This window comes from Pseudomonas sp. 9AZ, assembly GCF_902506525.1.
GTDB lineage: Bacteria > Pseudomonadota > Gammaproteobacteria > Pseudomonadales > Pseudomonadaceae > Aquipseudomonas > Aquipseudomonas peli.
The window spans coordinates 230175-248821 of sequence record NZ_LR733840.1 but is presented as its reverse complement, the minus strand read 5'-3'; the positions used below and the strand labels follow the sequence as shown (position 1 = coordinate 248821).

The window sequence follows — 18647 nt, the reverse complement described above, 5'->3', positions numbered from 1 at the left end:
TTTTTATTGCGCGCCGTGTGGCGCTTTAATCAGCCAGCAGGCTGGTGCGCAATTCATCCGACAGGCCGTCGGGCGAGAGCCATATGCCCAGATAGGCCCTGGCCAGTGCCGGGTTCAGGCTGGTGTAGGCGACTTTGCCGTTGATTTCCAAGGTGAGGCCGCTGCCGGCAGTGAAGTTCAGGGCGTAGCGATCACCGGGCTGAATATCCTTGAATGTAGCGTGCAGGGCATCCAGTTCGGGGCGTAGGCGTTGCAATGTGGCAGCGTCATGTTGGCGCTCAAGGGTGACCCACGCCGCTTTGACCACGTCTTGGCTGTCGATGTTGCGGAAGTAATAGAGCTCAAGGCGTTGCGTTAGCGGCGTACTGACCGCCTGGCGGGCGCTGGCTTCGGTCGGGGCATAGAAGGCTGCAGCGTAGACATCCGCCCACAGGTAGGTCAGTACGCTTTGGTTTTTGCGTTCCAGATTACTTTGCGCGAGTTCGTGAGTGGTGGCGAAGTTAGCTTCTTGCAGGCGTTCGCGGTTGTTGGCGAATACATCGCCGCTGAGCAGCAGTAGGGTGGTAAGCGCAATTAGCAGGCGCATGGTAAGGCTCCGGGTTGGTCTATTAGTCTTATGTCGCGCGCTGCGGCTTGGCCGTCAAGTTGCCATCTGTTGCCTTCTGTTACGTTAAACCGGATAAAAGCAAGCGCTTGGGTGGCCAGTGGCCGAAGGTGCGACTTATAATCGACCAGATTTTTTCCCGCGACCGACATCCTGTCCAGCGCCTAATGCGTTATTTGGCGTTGCGCCGCATTTTTCTGCGTTGGTGTCGTCCGTATTCTAAAAAAGCTTATAAATCAGTGGTTAGGCAAACCTATGATCAAAATAAAACATGGGCTTGATTTGCCCATAACAGGCGTGCCGGCGCAGCGCATTGAGGCTGCAAGGCCGGTGCGCAGCGTCGCCGTCATAGGCTTCGATTATCACGGTATGAAGCCTTCGATGGAGGTTCAGGTCGGTGACCGGGTCAAGCTTGGCCAGGTACTGTTCTCGGACAAAAAGTCGCCAGGCGTGCAATACACCGCTCCAGCTGCAGGCGTGATCAGCGCCATTCATCGCGGTGAGAAGCGGGTGCTGCAGTCCGTGGTGATTGATGTCGAGGGCGATGAGCACATCACCTTTGATCAGGTAGCAGTGGATCAGCTGGCGACTGTTGGCGATGCCAAAGTGCGCGAAGTGCTGCTGCAATCGGGTTTGTGGACTGCGCTGCGTGCACGTCCCTTCAGCAAGGTGCCGGCTGCTGATGCGAAACCCAGTTCGATTTTCGTCACGGCCATTGATACTCATCCGCTGGCCGCTGACCCGGCTGTAGTGATTGCCGAGTACGCCGCTGACTTTACCCATGGTTTGCAGGTGCTGAGTAACCTGGCCAAGGTGTTTCTGTGCAAAGCCGAGGGTGCGAGCCTGCCTGGCGAGCAGTTGGGTAATGTGCACACTGAAGCCTTTGCCGGCCCACACCCTGCAGGCTTGCCGGGTACGCATATTCACTTCCTGGATCCGGTCAACGCCACCAAGAGTGTCTGGTCGATCAATTACCAGGACGTGATTGCCATCGGCAAACTGTTCACCACAGGACAGCTGTGGACCGAGCGCGTTGTTGCGCTGGCCGGTCCAGTGGTCGAGCAGCCACGCTTGCTGCGTACCCGTTTGGGCGCGAGCCTCAGCGAGCTGACTGCCGGTCAGCTGCAGCCTGGGTTCAACCGGGTTATTTCCGGCTCAGTGCTGGGTGGCCGTACTGCGCAGGGTGCTTTTGCCTTCCTTGGTCGTTATCACCTGCAAGTGTCTTGTCTGGCCGAAGGGCATGAGCGTGAGCTGATGCATTACCTGCGTGCCGGGGTGAACAAGCATTCGGTGTTGAACATCTTTGTGTCCAAGCTGAGTGCAGCGAAGAAGTTCGCGTTCTCCACCACCACCAATGGCAGCCCACGCGCCATGGTACCGGTGGGCAATTACGAAGCCGTAATGCCGCTGGATATCCTGCCAACTCAATTGCTGCGCTACCTGATTGTCGGTGACACCGAGATGGCCCAGAAACTGGGTTGCTTGGAGCTCGACGAAGAAGACTTGGCGCTATGCACCTACGTATGTGCCGGCAAGTACGAGTACGGCCCGATCCTGCGCGATAACCTCGCCCGTATTGAGAAGGAGGGTTAAGTCATGGGTATCCGTGCATTCCTCGATAAAATCGAGCACAACTTCGAAAAAGGTGGCAAGTACGAGAGCTTTTATGCGCTGTACGAGGCCATTGACACCTTCTTCTATCGCCCTGGCAGCGTAACCAAGACCACCGCCCACGTGCGTGACGGCATCGACCTTAAACGCATGATGATCACTGTGTGGTTGTGTACCTTCCCGATGATGTTTTTCGGGATGTGGAACACCGGTTATCAAGCCAACCTGATTTTCGCGAACAGCCCTGAACTGCTGGCAGTCCAGGAAGGCTGGCGCTTTGCACTGATCGGTTCACTGGCTGGGTTTGATCCCAACAGCCTATGGGATAACTTTATCCAGGGCGCGGCGTATTTCCTGCCTGTGTATGCCACGGCGTTCATCGTCGGCGGCTTCTGGGAAGTGCTATTCGCGTCGATCCGCAAGCATGAAGTCAACGAAGGTTTCTTCGTCACCTCCGTGCTGTTCGCCCTGATTCTTCCGCCGAGCATTCCGCTGTGGCAGGTCGCTCTGGGTATCAGCTTCGGTGTGGTGATCGGCAAGGAAGTGTTTGGCGGTACCGGCAAGAACTTCCTGAACCCGGCGCTGACTGGCCGTGCCTTCCTGTTCTTCGCCTATCCGGCGCAGATGTCCGGTGATGCAGTTTGGACCGCGGTTGACGGTTTCGCTGGCGCAACCTCGCTGAGCCTTGCGGCTGCTGGCGGCATTGAGAATGTGGTGAGCAACGGCATCTCCTGGATGGATGCGTTCTTAGGGACCATTCACGGTTCCATGGGTGAGACCAGCACCCTGGCGATTCTGATTGGTGGCGGCATTCTGCTGATTACCAAGATTGCCTCCTGGCGCATTGTGACCGGCGTAATGCTGGGCATGATCGGCTTCAGCCTGCTGCTCAATGTGCTCGGTTCGAACACCAACCCCATGTTTGCTATGCCGTGGTACTGGCACCTGGTAGTCGGTGGTTTTGCTTTCGGTATGTTCTTTATGGCCACCGATCCGGTGTCGGCGTCCATGACCAATACCGGTAAGTGGATCTTCGGTGCCCTGATCGGGGTGATGGTGGTGATGATCCGTGTGGTCAACCCAGCGTTCCCGGAAGGCATGATGCTGGCGATCCTGTTCGCCAACCTGTTTGCACCGCTGATCGACCACTTTGTCGTTCAAGCCAATATCAAGCGGAGGCTGGCACGCAATGTCTAGTCAAAAAGAATCCACCGTCCGCACGTTGGTGGTGGCCCTGTTGGTCTGCCTGGTGTGTTCGGTGTTTGTTGCCGGTGCCGCCATTGCGCTGAAACCGACTCAAGTGGAAAACCGTCAGCTGGATAAGCAGCGCAGCATTCTGGCGATTGCTGGTCTAGGCGATGCCAGCATGAGCAGTGCGCAGGTCAAGGCGTTGTTCGCCGAACGCATCAGTGCGCGCATTGTCGATCTTGACACTGGCACCTTTAGCGATGCGCAGAACCCGGCTACGTTCGACCCTCTGAAAGCGTCCAAAGATCCTAAGCTGTCAGCCGCGCTGTCTGGCTCGGACGATATCGCTTCGATCAAACGCCGTGAGCGTTTCACCACGGTTTACCTGGTGGAGCAGGATGGCAAGCTGGAAACGGTCATTCTGCCTGTGCGCGGCTATGGCCTGTGGTCAACGCTGCACGGCTTTATGGCACTGCAGGGCGATCTGAATACGGTGGCTGGCTTCGGTTTCTACCAGCATGCTGAAACCCCTGGTCTGGGCGGCGAAGTGGATAACCCGAAGTGGAAAAGCCTGTGGCTGGGCAAAACCTTGTTTGATGACAAGGGCGAGCTGGCCATTCAGATCATCAAGGGTAACGTCGATGCGCAGAGCGCGCAGGCGACTCACCAGGTTGATGGCCTGGCGGGTGCAACCCTGACCAGCAATGGTGTGAATAACTTGCTGCACTTCTGGCTGGGAGAGAACGGCTTCGCCCAGTTCCTCGCCAATCTGCAAAAAGGGGAGGCTTGATCATGTCGCAGCCGACTATTAAAGAAGTTCTGCTCAACCCGATTTTCAACAACAACCCGATTGGTTTGCAGATTCTGGGTATTTGTTCCGCTCTGGCGGTGACCTCGAACCTGAAAACCGCACTGGTAATGTCGATTGCTCTGACCCTGGTAACCGGGTTCTCCAACCTGTTTATCTCGATGATTCGCAGCCAGATTCCCACTTCCATCCGTATGATCGTGCAGATGGTGATCATTGCTTCCCTGGTGATCGTGGTCGATCAGGTGCTCAAGGCCTTTGCCTTCAGCCTCTCCAAACAGCTGTCGGTATTCGTCGGTCTGATCATCACCAACTGCATCGTGATGGGCCGTGCTGAAGCCTTTGCCATGCAGAACCCGCCGGTGTTGTCGTTCTTCGACGGCATCGGTAACGGCCTCGGCTACAGCGCCATGCTGATCGTGCTGGGCATTGTTCGTGAGCTGTTCGGCGCGGGCAAACTGATGGGCTACGAGATCATTCCGGTGATCAACGACGGTGGCTGGTACCAGCCTAACGGTATGCTGCTGCTGCCGCCTTCGGCGTTCTTCCTGATCGGCTTGTTCATCTGGGCGCTGCGTAGCTGGAAAAAAGATCAGCTGGAGAAGCCAAGCTTCAAGATGGCTCCGCAGGTCTCGAATAAGGAGGCTTACTAATGGAGCATTACCTCAGCTTGCTGGCCAAGGCGGTGTTCGTTGAGAACATGGCATTGGCCTTCTTCCTCGGCATGTGCACCTTTATTGCGATCTCGAAGAAAGTCGAGACCGCGATTGGCCTGGGCATCGCGGTCATCGTGGTGCAGGTCATCACCGTGCCAGCGAACAACCTGATCTACACCTACCTGCTGAAAGATGGCGCCCTGGCCTGGGCCGGTTTGCCAGAAGTGGACCTGAGCTTCCTCGGGCTGCTCAGCTATATCGGGGTGATCGCGGCCATCGTGCAGATCCTCGAGATGTTGCTGGATAAGTATGTACCCAGCCTCTACAACGCCCTGGGGGTTTTCCTGCCGCTGATCACGGTGAACTGCGCCATCATGGGCGGCACCCTGTTCATGGTTGAACGTGACTACAACCTGGCTGAAAGTACCGTGTATGGCTTTGGTTCCGGCCTGTCGTGGGCGCTGGCGATTGCTGCGCTGGCAGGTATTCGCGAAAAGCTCAAATACAGCGATGTGCCAGACGGCCTGCAGGGCCTGGGTATCACCTTTATTACCATCGGTCTGATGTCTCTGGGCTTTATGTCCTTCTCCGGCGTGCAGTTGTAAGGAAGGGATGCATAGATGATCAATTTAGAGATCCTTATCGCCATCGGCATGTTCACCGGCATCGTGCTGGCGCTGGTGCTGGTTATTCTCGCGGCGCGCGCCAAGCTGGTTTCCAGCGGTGACGTGAGCATCGAGATCAACGGCGAAAAAACCATTGTGGTTCCTGCGGGTGGCAAGTTGCTGCAGACCCTGGCGGCCAACAATATTTTCCTGTCTTCGGCATGCGGCGGCGGCGGTACCTGCGCCCAGTGCAAGTGTGTGGTCGAGCACGGCGGCGGTGAAATGTTGCCAACCGAAGAGGCTGCTTTCACTCGTCGCGAAGCCAAGGCTGGCTGGCGTTTGTCTTGCCAGACTCCGGTCAAGCAGGACATGAAAATCGAAGTGCCGGAAGAAGTGTTTGGCGTGAAGAAGTGGGAGTGCACCGTTGAGTCCAACCCCAACGTGGCCACCTTCATCAAGGAGCTGACGCTGAAATTGCCGGAAGGTGAAAGCGTCGATTTCCGCGCCGGTGGCTATGTGCAGCTGGAATGTCCGCCGCACGAAGTGCATTACAAGGACTTCGATATTCAGGAAGAGTACCGCGGCGACTGGGACAAGTTTAACCAGTGGAAGTATGTGTCCAAGGTCGAAGAGACCGTGATCCGTGCCTACTCCATGGCCAACTACCCGGAAGAAGTGGGTCTGGTGAAGTTCAATATCCGTATTGCGTCGCCGCCACCGGGTAAAGACGATCTGCCACCGGGCAAGATGAGTTCCTACGTATTCAGCCTCAAGCCGGGCGACAAGATTGATGTGTACGGCCCGTTTGGTGAGTTCTTCGCCAAAGACACCGACGCCGAGATGGTCTTCATCGGTGGTGGTGCCGGTATGGCACCGATGCGTTCGCACATCTTCGATCAGCTCAAGCGCTTGAAATCGACCCGCAAGATCAGCTTCTGGTACGGCGCGCGCTCCATGCGTGAAGCCTTCTACGTTGAAGAATACGATCAGCTGCAGGCCGAGAATCCCAACTTCAAGTGGCATCTGGCGCTGTCTGATCCGTTGCCGGAAGACAACTGGACGGGGCTCAAGGGCTTTATCCACAACGTGCTGTACGAGAACTACCTCAAGGACCACCCGGCTCCGGAAGAGTGCGAGTTCTACATGTGCGGCCCGCCCATGATGAACGCCGCCGTGATCAAGATGTTGATCGATCTGGGTGTGGAGGAGGAGAACATCCTGCTCGACGACTTCGGCGGTTAATGATGAGCCATGTGCTACTGCGGCCCGTTATCGCTGTCAGCTTGCTGACAGCCCTAACGGGCTGTTGGTTTTCAGAGCGTGTAGAAGAGTTTGGCGGCCCGACCATGGGCAGCACCTACACCGTCAAATATGTGCGCAGCAAGGATTCACCGAGCGTTGAGTCACTCAAGCGCGAGACCGACGCCATCCTGGCTGAGGTTGACGTGCAGATGTCGACCTATCGCGATGATTCCGCAATCGAGCAATTCAACCAGACCCCAGCGGGTACTTGTCAGACCATGCCGGACGGGGTGCTGGAGCTGGTCGACGCCGGACGCCTGCTGCATGAGCAAAGTCAGGGTGCACTCGACCTGACCCTGGAGCCGTTGCTCGATCTGTGGGGTTTCGGTCCTAAGGCGCGCGCCGAAAAGGTGCCGACCTCTGAGCAATTGGTCGCCGCGCGTGCGCGGGTGGGCATGCAGCATCTGCGTCGTGACGGGCAGCAGCTGTGCAAAGAGGTTGATGTCCAGGTCGACTTCAACAGCATTGCTGCCGGTTATGCGGTGGACAAGCTTGTGCAGCGCTTCACTGAACTGGGCGTGACCAGTTATATGGTTGAGGTAACCGGTGAGCTTAAGGCCGCGGGTAAAAAGCCCGACGGTCAGCCTTGGCGCATTGGCCTGGAGGCCCCGCAGGACGGCCAGCGTGTCGCACAGCGGGTGCTGGCGGTCGATGGCTACGGCATTTCTACCTCAGGTGATTACCGCAATTACTTCGAGGAAGAGGGGCAGCGCTACTCGCACACACTCGATCCGTTGACCGGTGCGCCTATCACCCACAAGCTTGCAGCGGTAACCGTGGTGGACAAATCGACCTTGCGTGCCGATGGCTTGTCTACAGTGCTAATGGTGATGGGCACTGAGCGTGGCCTGGCATTTGCTGAGCGCATGGGGATTGCAGCGTTTTTCGTGACCCGTGATGGTGACGCTTTCGTCACACAGACAACTCAGGCTTTCGAGCAGCTATTCGCTGCAGGAGACGAGCAATGACGTTTTTAGTGGTGTTTCTGGTCATGGTGCTGGTAGTGGGCATGATGGCCGTGGGTGTGATCATGGGGCGTAAGCCCATCGCCGGCTCATGCGGCGGTATTGCCAATTTGGGTATTGAGAAAGAGTGCTCAATCTGTGGTGGCAGCCGTGAGAAGTGCGAAGAGATCAACAGCGAGCCACAAGGCAAAACCGAAGCCCTGGCTTACGACGCGACCAAACGCTAAACGTCCTGTGCCCCGCGAACAAGCTAGGCTGCAGTGAACGTATTGATTGTCAGGCTGCGCGTGCAGTGCTGGCCCTGCCGAGAGCACGGTATAAGTGCTCCGGTGTGATCTGAAGGAGTAAACATGGCGGTCTACAACTACGACGTAGTGGTGCTGGGTTCCGGCCCTGCGGGTGAAGGCGCGGCAATGAACGCAGCCAAGGCTGGGCGTAAGGTAGCCGTGGTCGACAGCCGCCGCGAGGTTGGCGGTAACTGCACCCACTTGGGCACTATCCCGTCCAAGGCACTGCGTCATTCGGTGCGGCAGATCATGCAGTTCAACACCAATCCGATGTTCCGTCAGATCGGTGAGCCGCGTTGGTTCTCCTTTCCGGATGTGCTGAAAAGTGCCGAGCGGGTCATCGCCAAACAGGTCAGTTCGCGCACTGGTTACTACGCCCGTAACCGTATTGATGTGTTCTTCGGCACCGGCAGCTTTGCTGATGAGCACACCATTGAAGTGGTGTGCGCCAATGGCGTGGTGGAAAAACTGGTGGCCAAGCAGATCGTCATTGCTACCGGCTCTCGTCCATACCGCCCACTGGACGTGGACTTTAATCATTCGCGCATCTACGACAGCGACACCATTCTCAGCCTGGGTCATACCCCGCGGCGCATCATCATTTACGGAGCGGGTGTAATCGGCTCTGAGTACGCTTCTATCTTCAGTGGCTTAGGCGTATTGGTCGACTTGATCGACAACCGCGATCAACTGCTGAGTTTCCTTGATGCGGAAATCTCCGATGCGCTGAGTTACCACCTGCGTACTAACAATGTGCTCATTCGCCACAATGAAGAGTACGAAAGTGTCGAAGGGCTGGATAACGGGGTCATCCTGCACCTCAAGTCCGGTAAGAAGATCAAAGCCGACGCCTTCCTCTGGTGCAACGGCCGTACTGGCAATACCGATCAGCTAGGTCTGGAAAATATTGGCATCAAGGTCAATAGCCGTGGCCAGATCGAGGTTGATCAGAATTACCGTACCCAGGTGTCGAATGTCTACGCGGCGGGCGACGTGATTGGCTGGCCGAGTTTGGCCAGTGCGGCCGCCGACCAGGGCCGTTCGGCTGCGGGCAGCATCGTCGATAATGGCAGCTGGCGCTTCGTTGATGACGTACCAACCGGCATCTATACCATTCCGGAAATCAGTTCGATTGGTAAGAACGAGCGCGAGCTGACCCAGGCAAAGATCCCTTATGAAGTCGGTAAGGCGTTTTTCAAAGGTATGGCCCGTGCGCAGATTTCCCATGAGCCGGTGGGCATGCTCAAGCTGCTGTTCCACCGTGAAACCCTGGAAGTGCTCGGCGTGCATTGCTTCGGCTACCAGGCCTCTGAGATTGTGCATATCGGCCAGGCGATCATGAACCAGAAGGGTGAAGCCAATACCATCAAGTATTTCGTCAACACCACCTTCAACTACCCGACCATGGCGGAAGCCTACCGGGTGGCGGCGTTCGACGGCCTCAACCGGCTTTTTTGAGCGGCTCCGGCCGGTGGCCTGAGCCGGCCGGGGAGAACCCGTTCAGCGACTCCAGCGACTGGCGTTGGCCTAATCGCGAAAGTTTCTGATCAGGCTTAACGAAAAACCGGCCCTTGCGGCCGGTTTTTCGTTTCTGTAGCGGGGCTATTCGGGAGGTTATTCCAGGGTCGCCACGGCCAGGCCGGGAAAGTCGGTGATGATGCTGTCCACGCCGAAGTCTGCCAGGCGGCGCATCAGGGCCGGTTCGTTGACCGTCCACACCGAGACGTGCAAGCCGGCTTTCTGCGCTTTGAGCAGGCGTTCCGGGGTGCACAGCGTCCAGTTCAGCGCGAGCAGGTGACAGCCGTAGTGCTTGGCCACTTTCAATGGGTCGAGCCAGGCGTATTCTGCGACCAGGCCACGTTGCAGGTGCGGCGTCAGGCGTTGCAGGGCGCCGAGCACTTCGCGGGAGCTGGAGGTTACGGTGACTTTGTCCGTCAGCTGGTAGCGCTCGGCCAATTCGGCAATCGCCTTGACCATACGCGCGGAGCGAACCTTCGAGGCGCTTTTGACTTCCAGTTGCCAGTGCTCGAAATCACAGTGCTGGAACAGCTCTTCCAGTCGCGGGATCGGGCATGGCGTAACGGCGCCAGGGCCGCCTCTGCGTGCGTCGTAAGTCACCAGCTCGGCCGCATCATGCTCAACGACCTTGCCGCGGTGGCCGGTGGTGCGCTTGAGGGTTGGGTCGTGAATCACCATCAGCTCGCCATCGCGCGACAGGTGCAGGTCCAGTTCGCAGCGGCGCACGCCGTGCTTGAGGCATTGCTGGAAGCTGGCCAGGGTATTTTCCGGCACCTCGCCTTTGGCGCCGCGATGTCCATAGATGACTGTCACTGTTGCTCCTTGTCGGGCAGGGTTGCGCCGGGCTGATGATGACGCACGCTGTTGATCACGTGTTTGTGCTCGAAGTAGACGCTGAATTCGCGGTAATCCCAGCGGGTGATCGGTGGGTTACCAACGCTAGGATGTTCTTCATCGGCCAGGCCGAAACGCTCGAGCACCGCGCGTTGTGATTCGCCGAACTGCGGCAGCTTTAGTATGCCGCCACCTTGCTGGCCGATAGGAATTTGCAGGGTATCGGCGTAAGTGCCGAGAGGCAGGAGCAGGGCGAAAAGCAGAAACAGACGGTGCATGGTGGCTCGCTATCAGGGTTGCAGAGGTTGCTCGCGGGCCTGGCGACGCTCCAGGGCCTGGCGCTGCAGAATATGCCGGGCAAGTAGCTGGCGCTGGGCATCGGTCAGGGCCTCGAATTCTGCACCAATCTCAAATTGCTGTGAGGGCAATGCTTGGCAATGCACCACCTTGGCCCGCAACAGCAGCCCCAGGGCTTGCGGCATCAGCACCATTTTCAGCGCCAGGTGCGCGCCGGCAGCGACCGGTTGAGGGTTATTGAAGCTGACACCGCCCTCGGACAGACTGACCCTGCGCGGCGTACCAATGTCGCGCAGCAGGCTCTGCGCCACGGCCTGACCGAGCAAGTCGATGCGCTTGTTCATCGCCTTGAGGTAGTTGGCCAGGGTGCGATCGCGTTCGGTGATGTGCCGCAGCAGGTGCTGCGACTCGAAGTCCATCAGGTGCAGGTCGCTGAGCAGGTTGAACAATGGCGAGTTGTCGTGAAGCTCGTCACTGGCCAGGGCTTCGGCGCCTGAGAGTAGGGTGAATTCCAGTGCGATCGTATCGTCGATACGATAGTATTCGCGGCGATCATCTTCATCTTGAGTCGGCATGGCGAACCCATGGCAGCAGTAGTGGTCAGAGTGTAAGGCTGCTCGCCAAGCCCCGCCACAAGGACGTTTCTTTTTCCCTCGAATCAGCCCCGACATGTTCAGACCTCTGTTCGTATTTATCGGCACGCGCTACACGCGGGCCAAGCGTCGCAACCACTTCGTATCCTTTATTTCCCTGACCTCGATGATCGGGCTGGCACTTGGCGTGCTGGTGATGATTCTGGTGTTGTCGGTGATGAACGGCTTCGACCATGAAATGCGCACCCGCGTGCTCGGCATGGTGCCGCACGCCACGGTTGAGAGCGCCACACCGATCAAGGACTGGCGCAGCCTGGCCGATCAGGCGCAGCGCAACCCGCAAGTGCTGGCGGTTGCCCCCTTCAGCCAGATGCAGGGCCTGCTGACCAACGATGGCAAAGTGCAGAAAGTGCTGATCAATGCGGTCGATCCGCAGGAAGAAGCCAAGGTCTCGATCATCGGCAACTTTTTTCAGCAGGGTCGCCTGGAGGCGTTGCAGCCCGGTCAATTCGGCATGGTGCTGGGCGACAAGGCCGCGGCCAAGCTCGGTGTTGGTCTGGGCGACAAGGTCACCTTTGTTGCCCCGGAAGTCACTGTTACTCCAGCCGGCATGTTTCCGCGCCTCAAGCGGTTTACCGTGGTTGGTATTTTCCATGTCGGCGCCGGCGAGATCGACGGTCACCTGGCCCTGACCCATGTGCAGGATCTGGCGCGCTTGCAGCGCTGGCAGGCCGATCAAGTGCAGGGTATTCGTCTGAAGTTCGCTGATCTATTTGAAGCTCCACGCACCGCTTGGGCATTGGCGCAAACCTTGGGTGAGGGTGACTACTATGCCCGCGACTGGACCCGTACCCACGGCAACCTGTACCAGGCGATCCGCATGGAGAAGGCGATGATTGGCCTGCTGCTGTTGCTGATCGTTGCGGTCGCTGCGTTCAACATCATTTCCACCCTGGTCATGGTGGTTACCGACAAGAAGGGCGATATCGCTATTCTGCGTACCCTGGGCGCGACGCCACGGCAGATCATGGCGATCTTTATGGTCCAGGGCACGGTGATCGGCGTATTCGGCACGGCGATTGGCGCGGTGCTGGGCTGCCTTGCCGCTTTGAATATCAGCAGTGCGATTGCTGCGTTGGAAGGATTGTTGGGGATCAAGTTTCTCAATGCCGATGTGTATTTCATTGACTACCTGCCCTCGCAGCTGATGCTGGCGGACGTGCTGCTGGTCTGTGGCGCGGCGTTGATTCTAAGTTTCTTCGCCACCCTGTATCCGGCCTGGCGCGCAGCGCGTACCCAGCCTGCGGAGGCGCTACGTTATGAGTGATCAGGTTATGAATGATCAGGTTATGAGTGATTCGGTTATGCAAGATCGTGCAGTGTTGAGTTGTCGCAACCTCGGTAAAAGCTACGACGAGGGCCCGCAATCAGTGGTGGTGCTGCATGATTTGCAGCTGGAACTGCACCCCGGCGAGCGCGTGGCGATTGTCGGCAGCTCCGGCTCGGGCAAGAGCACCTTGCTGAATATGCTAGGTGGCCTGGATACGCCGAGCACTGGCAGCGTCTGGCTGGCGGGCGAGGAGTTGTCGGCGCTGAATGAAAAGCAGCGCGGCCTGCTGCGTAACCGCGCCCTGGGTTTCGTTTACCAGTTCCACCACCTGCTGCCGGAATTTACCGCGCTGGAAAACGTGTGCATGCCTCTGCTGATTGGCCGCACGCCGATCAGCGAAGCGCGCCAGCGTGCCACCGCGCTGTTGGAACGGGTTGGCCTTGGTCATCGCCTGGCGCACAAGCCGTCTGAGCTTTCCGGTGGCGAGCGTCAGCGTGTGGCCATCGCCCGCGCGCTGGTCAATCAGCCGGGTCTGGTACTGCTCGATGAGCCCACCGGCAACCTTGATCATCACACCGCGCAAGGCATTCAGGATCTGATGAAGGAGCTGAGCAGCTCGTCGCAGACCGCCTTTTTGGTGGTGACACACGACATGGCGCTGGCCCAGCAGATGGACCGCATTCTGCGTCTGGAAGACGGCAAGCTGGTGGCCGCCTGATGTTTCGTCCGCTGAGTATCTTTATCGGTATCCGCTATACCGGGGCCAAGCGGCGCAATCACTTTATTTCCTTTATCTCGATGACTTCGATGATCGGCCTGGCCTTGGGTGTATTGGCCATGATCGTGGTGCTGTCGGTGATGAACGGTTTCCAGAAGGAAATGAGCACGCGCATCCTCGGTATGGTGCCGCACGCCAGCATCGCCGGGACGCAGCCGCTGGATAACTGGCAGCAGGTCGCTGCAGCCGCGAAGAACAATCCGCAAGTAGTCGCGGCAGTGCCGTTTGCCGAGCTCGAAGGCATGTTTTCGGTACGCGGAGCGATGCAGCCTGTGCAGTTACATGGCATCGATCCGGCGCTGGAACCGCAAGTGTCGATCATCGACAAGCATATGCAGCAAGGCCGTCTGAGCGACCTGCGTGAAGGTGAGTTTGGCGTGGTGTTGGGTGAGATTACCGCACGGCGCTTTCAGCTGCGGGTGGGCGACAAGCTGGCGCTGATCGTGCCGGAGCTAAGCACTGTGCCGGGTGGTATAAGCCCGCGTATGCAGCGCCTTAACGTGGTCGGCATCTTTAAAGTGGGTGCTGAACTGGACAGCTCGCTGGCGCTGATTCACGTTGCCGATGCGGCGCACATCCAGCGCATGCAGCCGGGTCAGGTGCAAAGCGTACGGCTGAAACTGCAGGATCTGTATCAGGCGCCGCAAGTAGCCGCGCAGATTGTCGGTGAGCTGGGCGCGGGTTACAGCTCAGCGGACTGGACCCTGACCCAGGGCAGCCTGTTCAGTGCAATGAAGATGGAGAAGACCATGATCGGCCTGTTGCTGCTGCTGATCGTTGCAGTGGCGGCCTTCAATATCATTGCGACGCTTATCATGGTGGTGGCAGACAAGGGCGCAGATATCGCCATTCTGCGCACCTTGGGCGCGACGCCGGCTCAGATCATGGGCGTCTTTATGGTGCAAGGTACGGTGATTGGCGTGATCGGTACTGTGATTGGCGCGGTGCTGGGGATTCTCGCGGCGCTGAATGTCAGCCAGTTGGTGGGCTGGATCGAGCGCTTGAGCGGTCAGCAGGTGATGAGTTCGGATGTGTATTTCATCAGCAACCTGCCGTCTGAGTTGCTGCTGTCTGATGTGCTGTTGATCTGCGGTGCAGCGTTCAGCCTGAGCTTTCTGGCTACCGTTTACCCATCTTGGCGAGCATCGCGCATTCAACCTGCTGAGGCGTTGCGTTACGAATAAGCTACGCTGGCAGAAACAAAAAAGCCGTTACTCAGTAACGGCTTTTTTGCATCAGTGCTGTACGTCTTGCTGCCGACGTTTTTCCTGGCGTTTGCGCCAGTTGTGTCGAACCCACCAGCGCCAGTAAGCGTTGGTGGCGAAGTAGCCGATCAGGGCGAACAGCAGGCCGAGTACTAACGAGCCCAGATAGAGCGGCTGCCAGTGGGTTTGCAGAACATGGCCTACCCAGCTAAGGGTGATGTGATCAGGCATTTGCAGGGTAGGCGTGTTCATCAGCCAGGCGCCGAACTTGTAGCTGCAGTAGAACACGGGCGGCATGGTGATCGGGTTGGTCAGCCAGACCAGACCAATCGAAATCGGCAGGTTACTCCGGGCTGGAATCGCCACGGCGGCGGCTGCGGCCATTTGCATGGGCATGGGGATCATTGCCCAGAATAGACCGATGGCCATGGCGCGTGAAACAGAATGGCGGTTGAGGTGCCAGAGGTTGGGATCGTGGATCAGGCTGCCCAGAAAGCGCAGGGATTTATTGCCCTTGATACGGTCTGGGTGGGGCATGTAGCGCTTGAATAAACGACGCGGCATGAAGGCTCTCTGGCGGGTAAAAGCGCCGATATTATGCACCCTTTGATGGCAGTCTGTTTTCACACTTTGTGACAGCAAATAAGCAAAAGCTGATCGATAGGTTAAATGCTGTATTCGACTCACGGAGCGAGTCTATGCGCACAGGGATTTTCGCGCTGGTGGTCGGACTGCTGGTGCTGCGCTACCTCCCGGCTTTGCCGCCCTTATGGCTGCTGGCTGTTCTGCCGGTCGCCGGTTTGATGCTGTTGCCATTTCGCAGCTATCCCATTGCCTTGTTTCTATTTGGCTTCACGTGGGCGTGCGTGTCGGCGCAGTGGGCACTTGATGATCGCCTGGCGCGGCAGTTGGATGCACGTACCTTGTGGCTGCAAGGGCAGGTGGTTGGCCTGCCCGAGGTGGGCGAGGGCGTGGTGCGCTTTCAGCTAGAACAGGTGGTTTCACGACGTGACACATTGCCCGCACGTTTGCGTCTGGCCTGGTATGGCGGGCCGGCAGTGCGCGCCGGTGAAACCTGGCGTTTAGCCGTACGCCTCAAGCGCCCTAATGGTCTGGTCAACCCTCAGGCATTCGATTACGAAGCCTGGCTCCTGGCGCAGCGCATTGGCGCCACGGGCACAGTAAAAAGCGGCGAGCTGATTGCCCCTGCCAGTGGAACAGGAGCCTGGCGCGACCGCTTGCGTCAGCGGCTCTTGGCAACGCCCGCGCATGGCCGCGAAGGCGCGTTAGCGGCTCTGGTGTTAGGGGATGACTCGGGGCTGTCGACTGCAGATTGGCAGGTGCTGCAGAACTCCGGCACGGTGCACCTGATGGTGATCTCCGGCCAGCATATTGGTCTGTTGGCGGCGCTGTTATATGGCCTAGTTGCCAGTTTGGCGCGCCTAGGACTTTGGCCGCGCAGTTGGTCCTGGCTGCCTAGTGCCTGTCTGTTGGCTTTTCTTGGTGCGCTGGCGTACGGCGTATTGGCAGGGTTTGAAGTACCAGTACAGCGCGCTTGCGTGATGATCGGCCTGGTGCTGCTCTGGCGCTGGCGCTTTCGCCATCTGGGTGTGTGGTTGCCTGTGTTGGTGGCATTACTTGCAGTGTTGCTGGGCGAGCCGTTGGCCAGTTTGCAACCAGGGTTCTGGTTGTCCTTTGGCGCAGTGATGCTGCTGATCCTGATTTTCAGCGGTCGGCTCGGTGCCTGGTCCTGGTGGAGCACCCTCCTGCGCGCGCAATGGGCCATGGCTATCGGCTTGTTGCCGCTGCTGCTTGCCCTCGGTTTGCCGGTGAGTGCCAGTGGCCCCTTGGCCAATCTGGTGGCTGTTCCCGTGGTGGGATTACTGGTGGTGCCGCTGGCATTGCTCGGCACCTTATTGATGCCCGTGCCTGGAGTGGGGGCTGCACTGCTCTGGGTAGCCGGCTGGGTGCTGGACCTGCTGTTCGAGTTATTGACGCAATTGGCCCTGTGGCTGCCGGCCTGGTTGCCTAGTGCTTTGCCATTCTGGGCTTGGCTTATGGTGGCGTTGGGCGCGTTGATTTTGCTGCTGCCAGCCGCTTTTCCAATGCGCAGCTTGGGTGCCTTATTGCTGCTGCCCTTGTTGTTCAGCCCGCAGCAGCGCCCGGAATACGGGCGAGCCGAAGTGTGGATGCTGGATGTCGGTCAGGGTCTGGCGGTGCTGGTGCGAACCCAGTCGCATGACCTGCTGTATGACGCCGGACCGCGCTTTGGCGAGTTCGATACTGGTGAGCGCGTCGTACTGCCTTCTCTGCGGGCGCTGGATGTCCGAGCCCTGGATCTGCTGCTGATCAGCCATGCTGATAGCGATCATGCCGGTGGCGCCGCAGCGATTCAGCGCGGTCTGCCGGTCAGGCAAGTGCTCAGTGGCGAAGCGGATAAGCTCGCGCCTTCACTGCAGGCCCAAGCTTGCGCCAGTGATCAGCACTGGCAGTGGGATGGCGTGCAATTCAGTACTTGGCGCTGGGATGGTGCGAGCGATGGCAATCAAGCGTCCTGCGTCCTGCGCATTGAGGCCAACGGCGAGCGCCTGTGGTTGACCGGTGACATCGATAGTCAAGCCGAGCGTGCATTGCTCAACAGCGATCTGTCCATGCCGGCAGAGTGGTTGCTGGCGCCGCACCATGGCAGTCGCAGTTCATCTTCGGCGGCTTTTCTGGAAAAGGTCAGACCCACAGCTGCTCTGGTTTCCCGTGGTGCGCACAATGCCTTTGGCCATCCGCATGCCGAAGTTATTGAGCGTTACCGGACGTTGGAGGCGCGGCTGTACGACACCGTCGAGCAGGGCGCGGTAAGGATTCGTTTAGGCGCATTCGAGCCTGCGCAGGGTTTGCGCTATCGAGCACGTTTTTGGCGGGAAAAATGAGAACGGCGGCGGTCGGCGAGGCCGCGGCCCTATGCTAGAGTGGCGCCACTTTTGTGAAGGGGATCTGCCACCGTGTGGGAACTGGTTAAAGCTGGCGGCTGGATGATGCTGCCGATCATTCTGTGTTCTATCGCTGCAGCCGGCATCATTGCCGAGCGCCTGTGGACGTTGCGGCCGAGCCGCATAACCCCACCCAACCTGCTCGGTCAGGTGTGGAAGTGGATCAAGGATAAGAAACTCAATAACCAGAAGCTCAAGGAGCTGCGCGCCAACTCGCCGTTGGGGCAGATCCTCGCCGCTGGCCTGGCCAACTCCAAACATGGTCGCGAGATCATGAAGGAGTGCATCCAAGAAGCTGCCGGACGGGTCATTCATGATCTGGAGCGCTACCTGAATGCCCTGGGCACCATTGCCGGTATCGCGCCGCTGCTGGGTTTGCTTGGTACGGTGCTGGGCATGATCGAAATCTTCAGCTCCTTTATGGGCTCGGGCATGGCCAATGCGTCCTTGCTCGCCGGCGGTATTTCCAAGGCGCTGATCACGACGGCGGCGGGCTTGATGGTGGCCATTCCGGCACTGTTCTTCCACCGCTACCTGCAACGCCGCGTCGATGAGCTGGTGGTCGGTATGGAGCAGGAGGCGATTCGCCTGGTGGAAGTGGTGCAGGGCGACCGTGATGTCGACATGGGCGAGGATAAGGCGTGAAATTCCGGCGCAAACCGCGGGAGAACGTCGAGATCAACCTGGCCTCGTTGATCGACGTGGTGTTTATCCTGTTGCTGTTCTTCGTGGTCACCACCACCTTTACCCGTGAGACCCAGCTCAAGGTCGATCTGCCGGAGGCCGCCACCGGCACGCCGCCGGAGCAGACCGAACTGAAGCAGCTGGAAATCCTGATTGCCGCCGATGGCAGCTACTCGCTGAATGCCAAGCAGTTGCTGAAAAGCGATCTGGAAAGCCTGATGGCTGCGCTGCAGAAGGAGTCGGAAGGTGATAACAGCCTGCCGCTTATCATCAGCGCCGATGCCAAGGCCCAGCATCAGGCGGTGATTACCGCTATGGATGCGGCCGGCAAGCTGGGTTTTGCCCACCTGCGCATGACCACCATCGAGGCGCAAGCCGCGCCTTGAGGGTTGCCCACT

20 protein-coding genes are annotated in these 18647 nt (G+C 58.5%); 15 read left to right on the top strand and 5 right to left on the bottom strand.

Annotated elements, in window-relative coordinates; translation table 11 throughout:
* Positions 1 to 25: 25 nt before the first annotated feature.
* Positions 26 to 586 (bottom strand): chalcone isomerase family protein, encoded by a 561-nt coding sequence (locus tag ALTER154_RS01300; RefSeq protein WP_160084929.1) that lies wholly within the window; start codon positions 584 to 586, stop codon positions 26 to 28.
* A 273-nt stretch (positions 587 to 859) separates the two neighbouring features.
* On the opposite strand from ALTER154_RS01300, the gene ALTER154_RS01295 reads away from it, so the two are divergent.
* From ALTER154_RS01295 to sthA, 9 genes are all read left to right on the top strand, one after another.
* Positions 860 to 2197 carry a Na(+)-translocating NADH-quinone reductase subunit A gene (locus ALTER154_RS01295; RefSeq protein WP_160084928.1) on the top strand — a complete coding sequence of 446 codons (1338 nt, stop codon included), beginning with the start codon at positions 860 to 862 and terminating at the stop codon, positions 2195 to 2197.
* A gap of 3 nt (positions 2198 to 2200) precedes the next feature.
* Positions 2201 to 3412, top strand: a complete 1212-nt coding sequence (locus ALTER154_RS01290; RefSeq protein WP_160084927.1) for an NADH:ubiquinone reductase (Na(+)-transporting) subunit B — start codon at positions 2201 to 2203, stop codon at positions 3410 to 3412.
* Positions 3405 to 4193, top strand: a complete 789-nt coding sequence (locus tag ALTER154_RS01285) for a Na(+)-translocating NADH-quinone reductase subunit C (protein WP_160084926.1) — start codon at positions 3405 to 3407, stop codon at positions 4191 to 4193. Before ALTER154_RS01290 ends, ALTER154_RS01285 begins: the two co-directional genes overlap by 8 nt.
* A complete protein-coding gene (locus tag ALTER154_RS01280; RefSeq protein WP_178126322.1) occupies positions 4190 to 4864 on the top strand; it encodes an NADH:ubiquinone reductase (Na(+)-transporting) subunit D in 675 nt (224 codons plus the stop codon). Before ALTER154_RS01285 ends, ALTER154_RS01280 begins: the two co-directional genes overlap by 4 nt.
* Positions 4864 to 5472 carry an NADH:ubiquinone reductase (Na(+)-transporting) subunit E gene (gene nqrE / locus ALTER154_RS01275; RefSeq protein ID WP_090248035.1) on the top strand — a complete coding sequence of 203 codons (609 nt, stop codon included), beginning with the start codon at positions 4864 to 4866 and terminating at the stop codon, positions 5470 to 5472. The genes ALTER154_RS01280 and nqrE overlap by 1 nt, the downstream gene beginning before the upstream one ends.
* Before the next feature lie 15 nt (positions 5473 to 5487).
* On the top strand, positions 5488 to 6714 hold the full coding sequence (gene nqrF, locus ALTER154_RS01270; RefSeq protein WP_160084924.1) for an NADH:ubiquinone reductase (Na(+)-transporting) subunit F: 1227 nt from the start codon (positions 5488 to 5490) through the stop codon (positions 6712 to 6714).
* 2 nt (positions 6715 to 6716) lie between these two features.
* Positions 6717 to 7742 (top strand): FAD:protein FMN transferase, encoded by a 1026-nt coding sequence (locus tag ALTER154_RS01265; RefSeq protein WP_178126321.1) that lies wholly within the window; start codon positions 6717 to 6719, stop codon positions 7740 to 7742.
* Positions 7739 to 7966, top strand: coding sequence for a (Na+)-NQR maturation NqrM (gene nqrM, locus ALTER154_RS01260; RefSeq protein ID WP_160084923.1), 228 nt, complete (start codon positions 7739 to 7741; stop codon positions 7964 to 7966). The genes ALTER154_RS01265 and nqrM overlap by 4 nt, the downstream gene beginning before the upstream one ends.
* A gap of 123 nt (positions 7967 to 8089) precedes the next feature.
* A complete protein-coding gene (sthA, locus tag ALTER154_RS01255) occupies positions 8090 to 9484 on the top strand; it encodes a Si-specific NAD(P)(+) transhydrogenase (RefSeq protein ID WP_090248029.1) in 1395 nt (464 codons plus the stop codon).
* Between the two features lie 156 nt (positions 9485 to 9640).
* Here the strand turns inward: sthA and ALTER154_RS01250 are convergent, their stop codons facing one another.
* The 3 genes from ALTER154_RS01250 to ALTER154_RS01240 are packed head-to-tail and all read right to left on the bottom strand — an operon-like array spanning position 9641 to position 11250.
* Positions 9641 to 10357, bottom strand: coding sequence for a glycerophosphodiester phosphodiesterase (locus ALTER154_RS01250; RefSeq protein WP_090248028.1), 717 nt, complete (start codon positions 10355 to 10357; stop codon positions 9641 to 9643).
* Complete coding sequence (locus tag ALTER154_RS01245) at positions 10354 to 10656, bottom strand: phosphodiesterase (protein ID WP_160084922.1); 303 nt, start codon at positions 10654 to 10656, stop codon at positions 10354 to 10356. The genes ALTER154_RS01250 and ALTER154_RS01245 overlap by 4 nt, the downstream gene beginning before the upstream one ends.
* A gap of 12 nt (positions 10657 to 10668) precedes the next feature.
* A complete protein-coding gene (locus ALTER154_RS01240; protein ID WP_160084921.1) occupies positions 10669 to 11250 on the bottom strand; it encodes a PilZ domain-containing protein in 582 nt (193 codons plus the stop codon).
* 94 nt (positions 11251 to 11344) lie between these two features.
* Between ALTER154_RS01240 and ALTER154_RS01235 the strand changes: the two genes are divergently transcribed.
* From ALTER154_RS01235 to ALTER154_RS01225, 3 genes are read left to right on the top strand one after another with little or no spacing between them, the layout of a single operon-like run.
* Positions 11345 to 12595: a lipoprotein-releasing ABC transporter permease subunit gene (locus ALTER154_RS01235; protein WP_160084920.1), complete on the top strand. Its 1251-nt coding sequence runs from the start codon at positions 11345 to 11347 to the stop codon at positions 12593 to 12595.
* A gap of 37 nt (positions 12596 to 12632) precedes the next feature.
* The gene (gene lolD / locus ALTER154_RS01230; protein WP_167144197.1) at positions 12633 to 13316 is read left to right on the top strand and encodes a lipoprotein-releasing ABC transporter ATP-binding protein LolD; all 684 of its coding nucleotides are present in this window, start codon (positions 12633 to 12635) and stop codon (positions 13314 to 13316) included.
* Complete coding sequence (locus ALTER154_RS01225; protein ID WP_160084919.1) at positions 13316 to 14560, top strand: lipoprotein-releasing ABC transporter permease subunit; 1245 nt, start codon at positions 13316 to 13318, stop codon at positions 14558 to 14560. Before lolD ends, ALTER154_RS01225 begins: the two co-directional genes overlap by 1 nt.
* 51 nt (positions 14561 to 14611) lie before the next feature.
* Here the strand turns inward: ALTER154_RS01225 and ALTER154_RS01220 are convergent, their stop codons facing one another.
* A complete protein-coding gene (locus ALTER154_RS01220) occupies positions 14612 to 15145 on the bottom strand; it encodes a DUF2062 domain-containing protein (protein ID WP_160084918.1) in 534 nt (177 codons plus the stop codon).
* A 134-nt stretch (positions 15146 to 15279) separates the two neighbouring features.
* Between ALTER154_RS01220 and ALTER154_RS01215 the strand changes: the two genes are divergently transcribed.
* From ALTER154_RS01215 to ALTER154_RS01205, 3 genes are all read left to right on the top strand, one after another.
* Positions 15280 to 17505 carry a DNA internalization-related competence protein ComEC/Rec2 gene (locus ALTER154_RS01215; RefSeq protein ID WP_160084917.1) on the top strand — a complete coding sequence of 742 codons (2226 nt, stop codon included), beginning with the start codon at positions 15280 to 15282 and terminating at the stop codon, positions 17503 to 17505.
* Between the two features lie 72 nt (positions 17506 to 17577).
* Complete coding sequence (locus ALTER154_RS01210) at positions 17578 to 18210, top strand: MotA/TolQ/ExbB proton channel family protein (protein ID WP_090248017.1); 633 nt, start codon at positions 17578 to 17580, stop codon at positions 18208 to 18210.
* Positions 18207 to 18635 (top strand): biopolymer transporter ExbD, encoded by a 429-nt coding sequence (locus ALTER154_RS01205; RefSeq protein ID WP_090248015.1) that lies wholly within the window; start codon positions 18207 to 18209, stop codon positions 18633 to 18635. Before ALTER154_RS01210 ends, ALTER154_RS01205 begins: the two co-directional genes overlap by 4 nt.
* Positions 18636 to 18647: the final 12 nt, after the last annotated feature.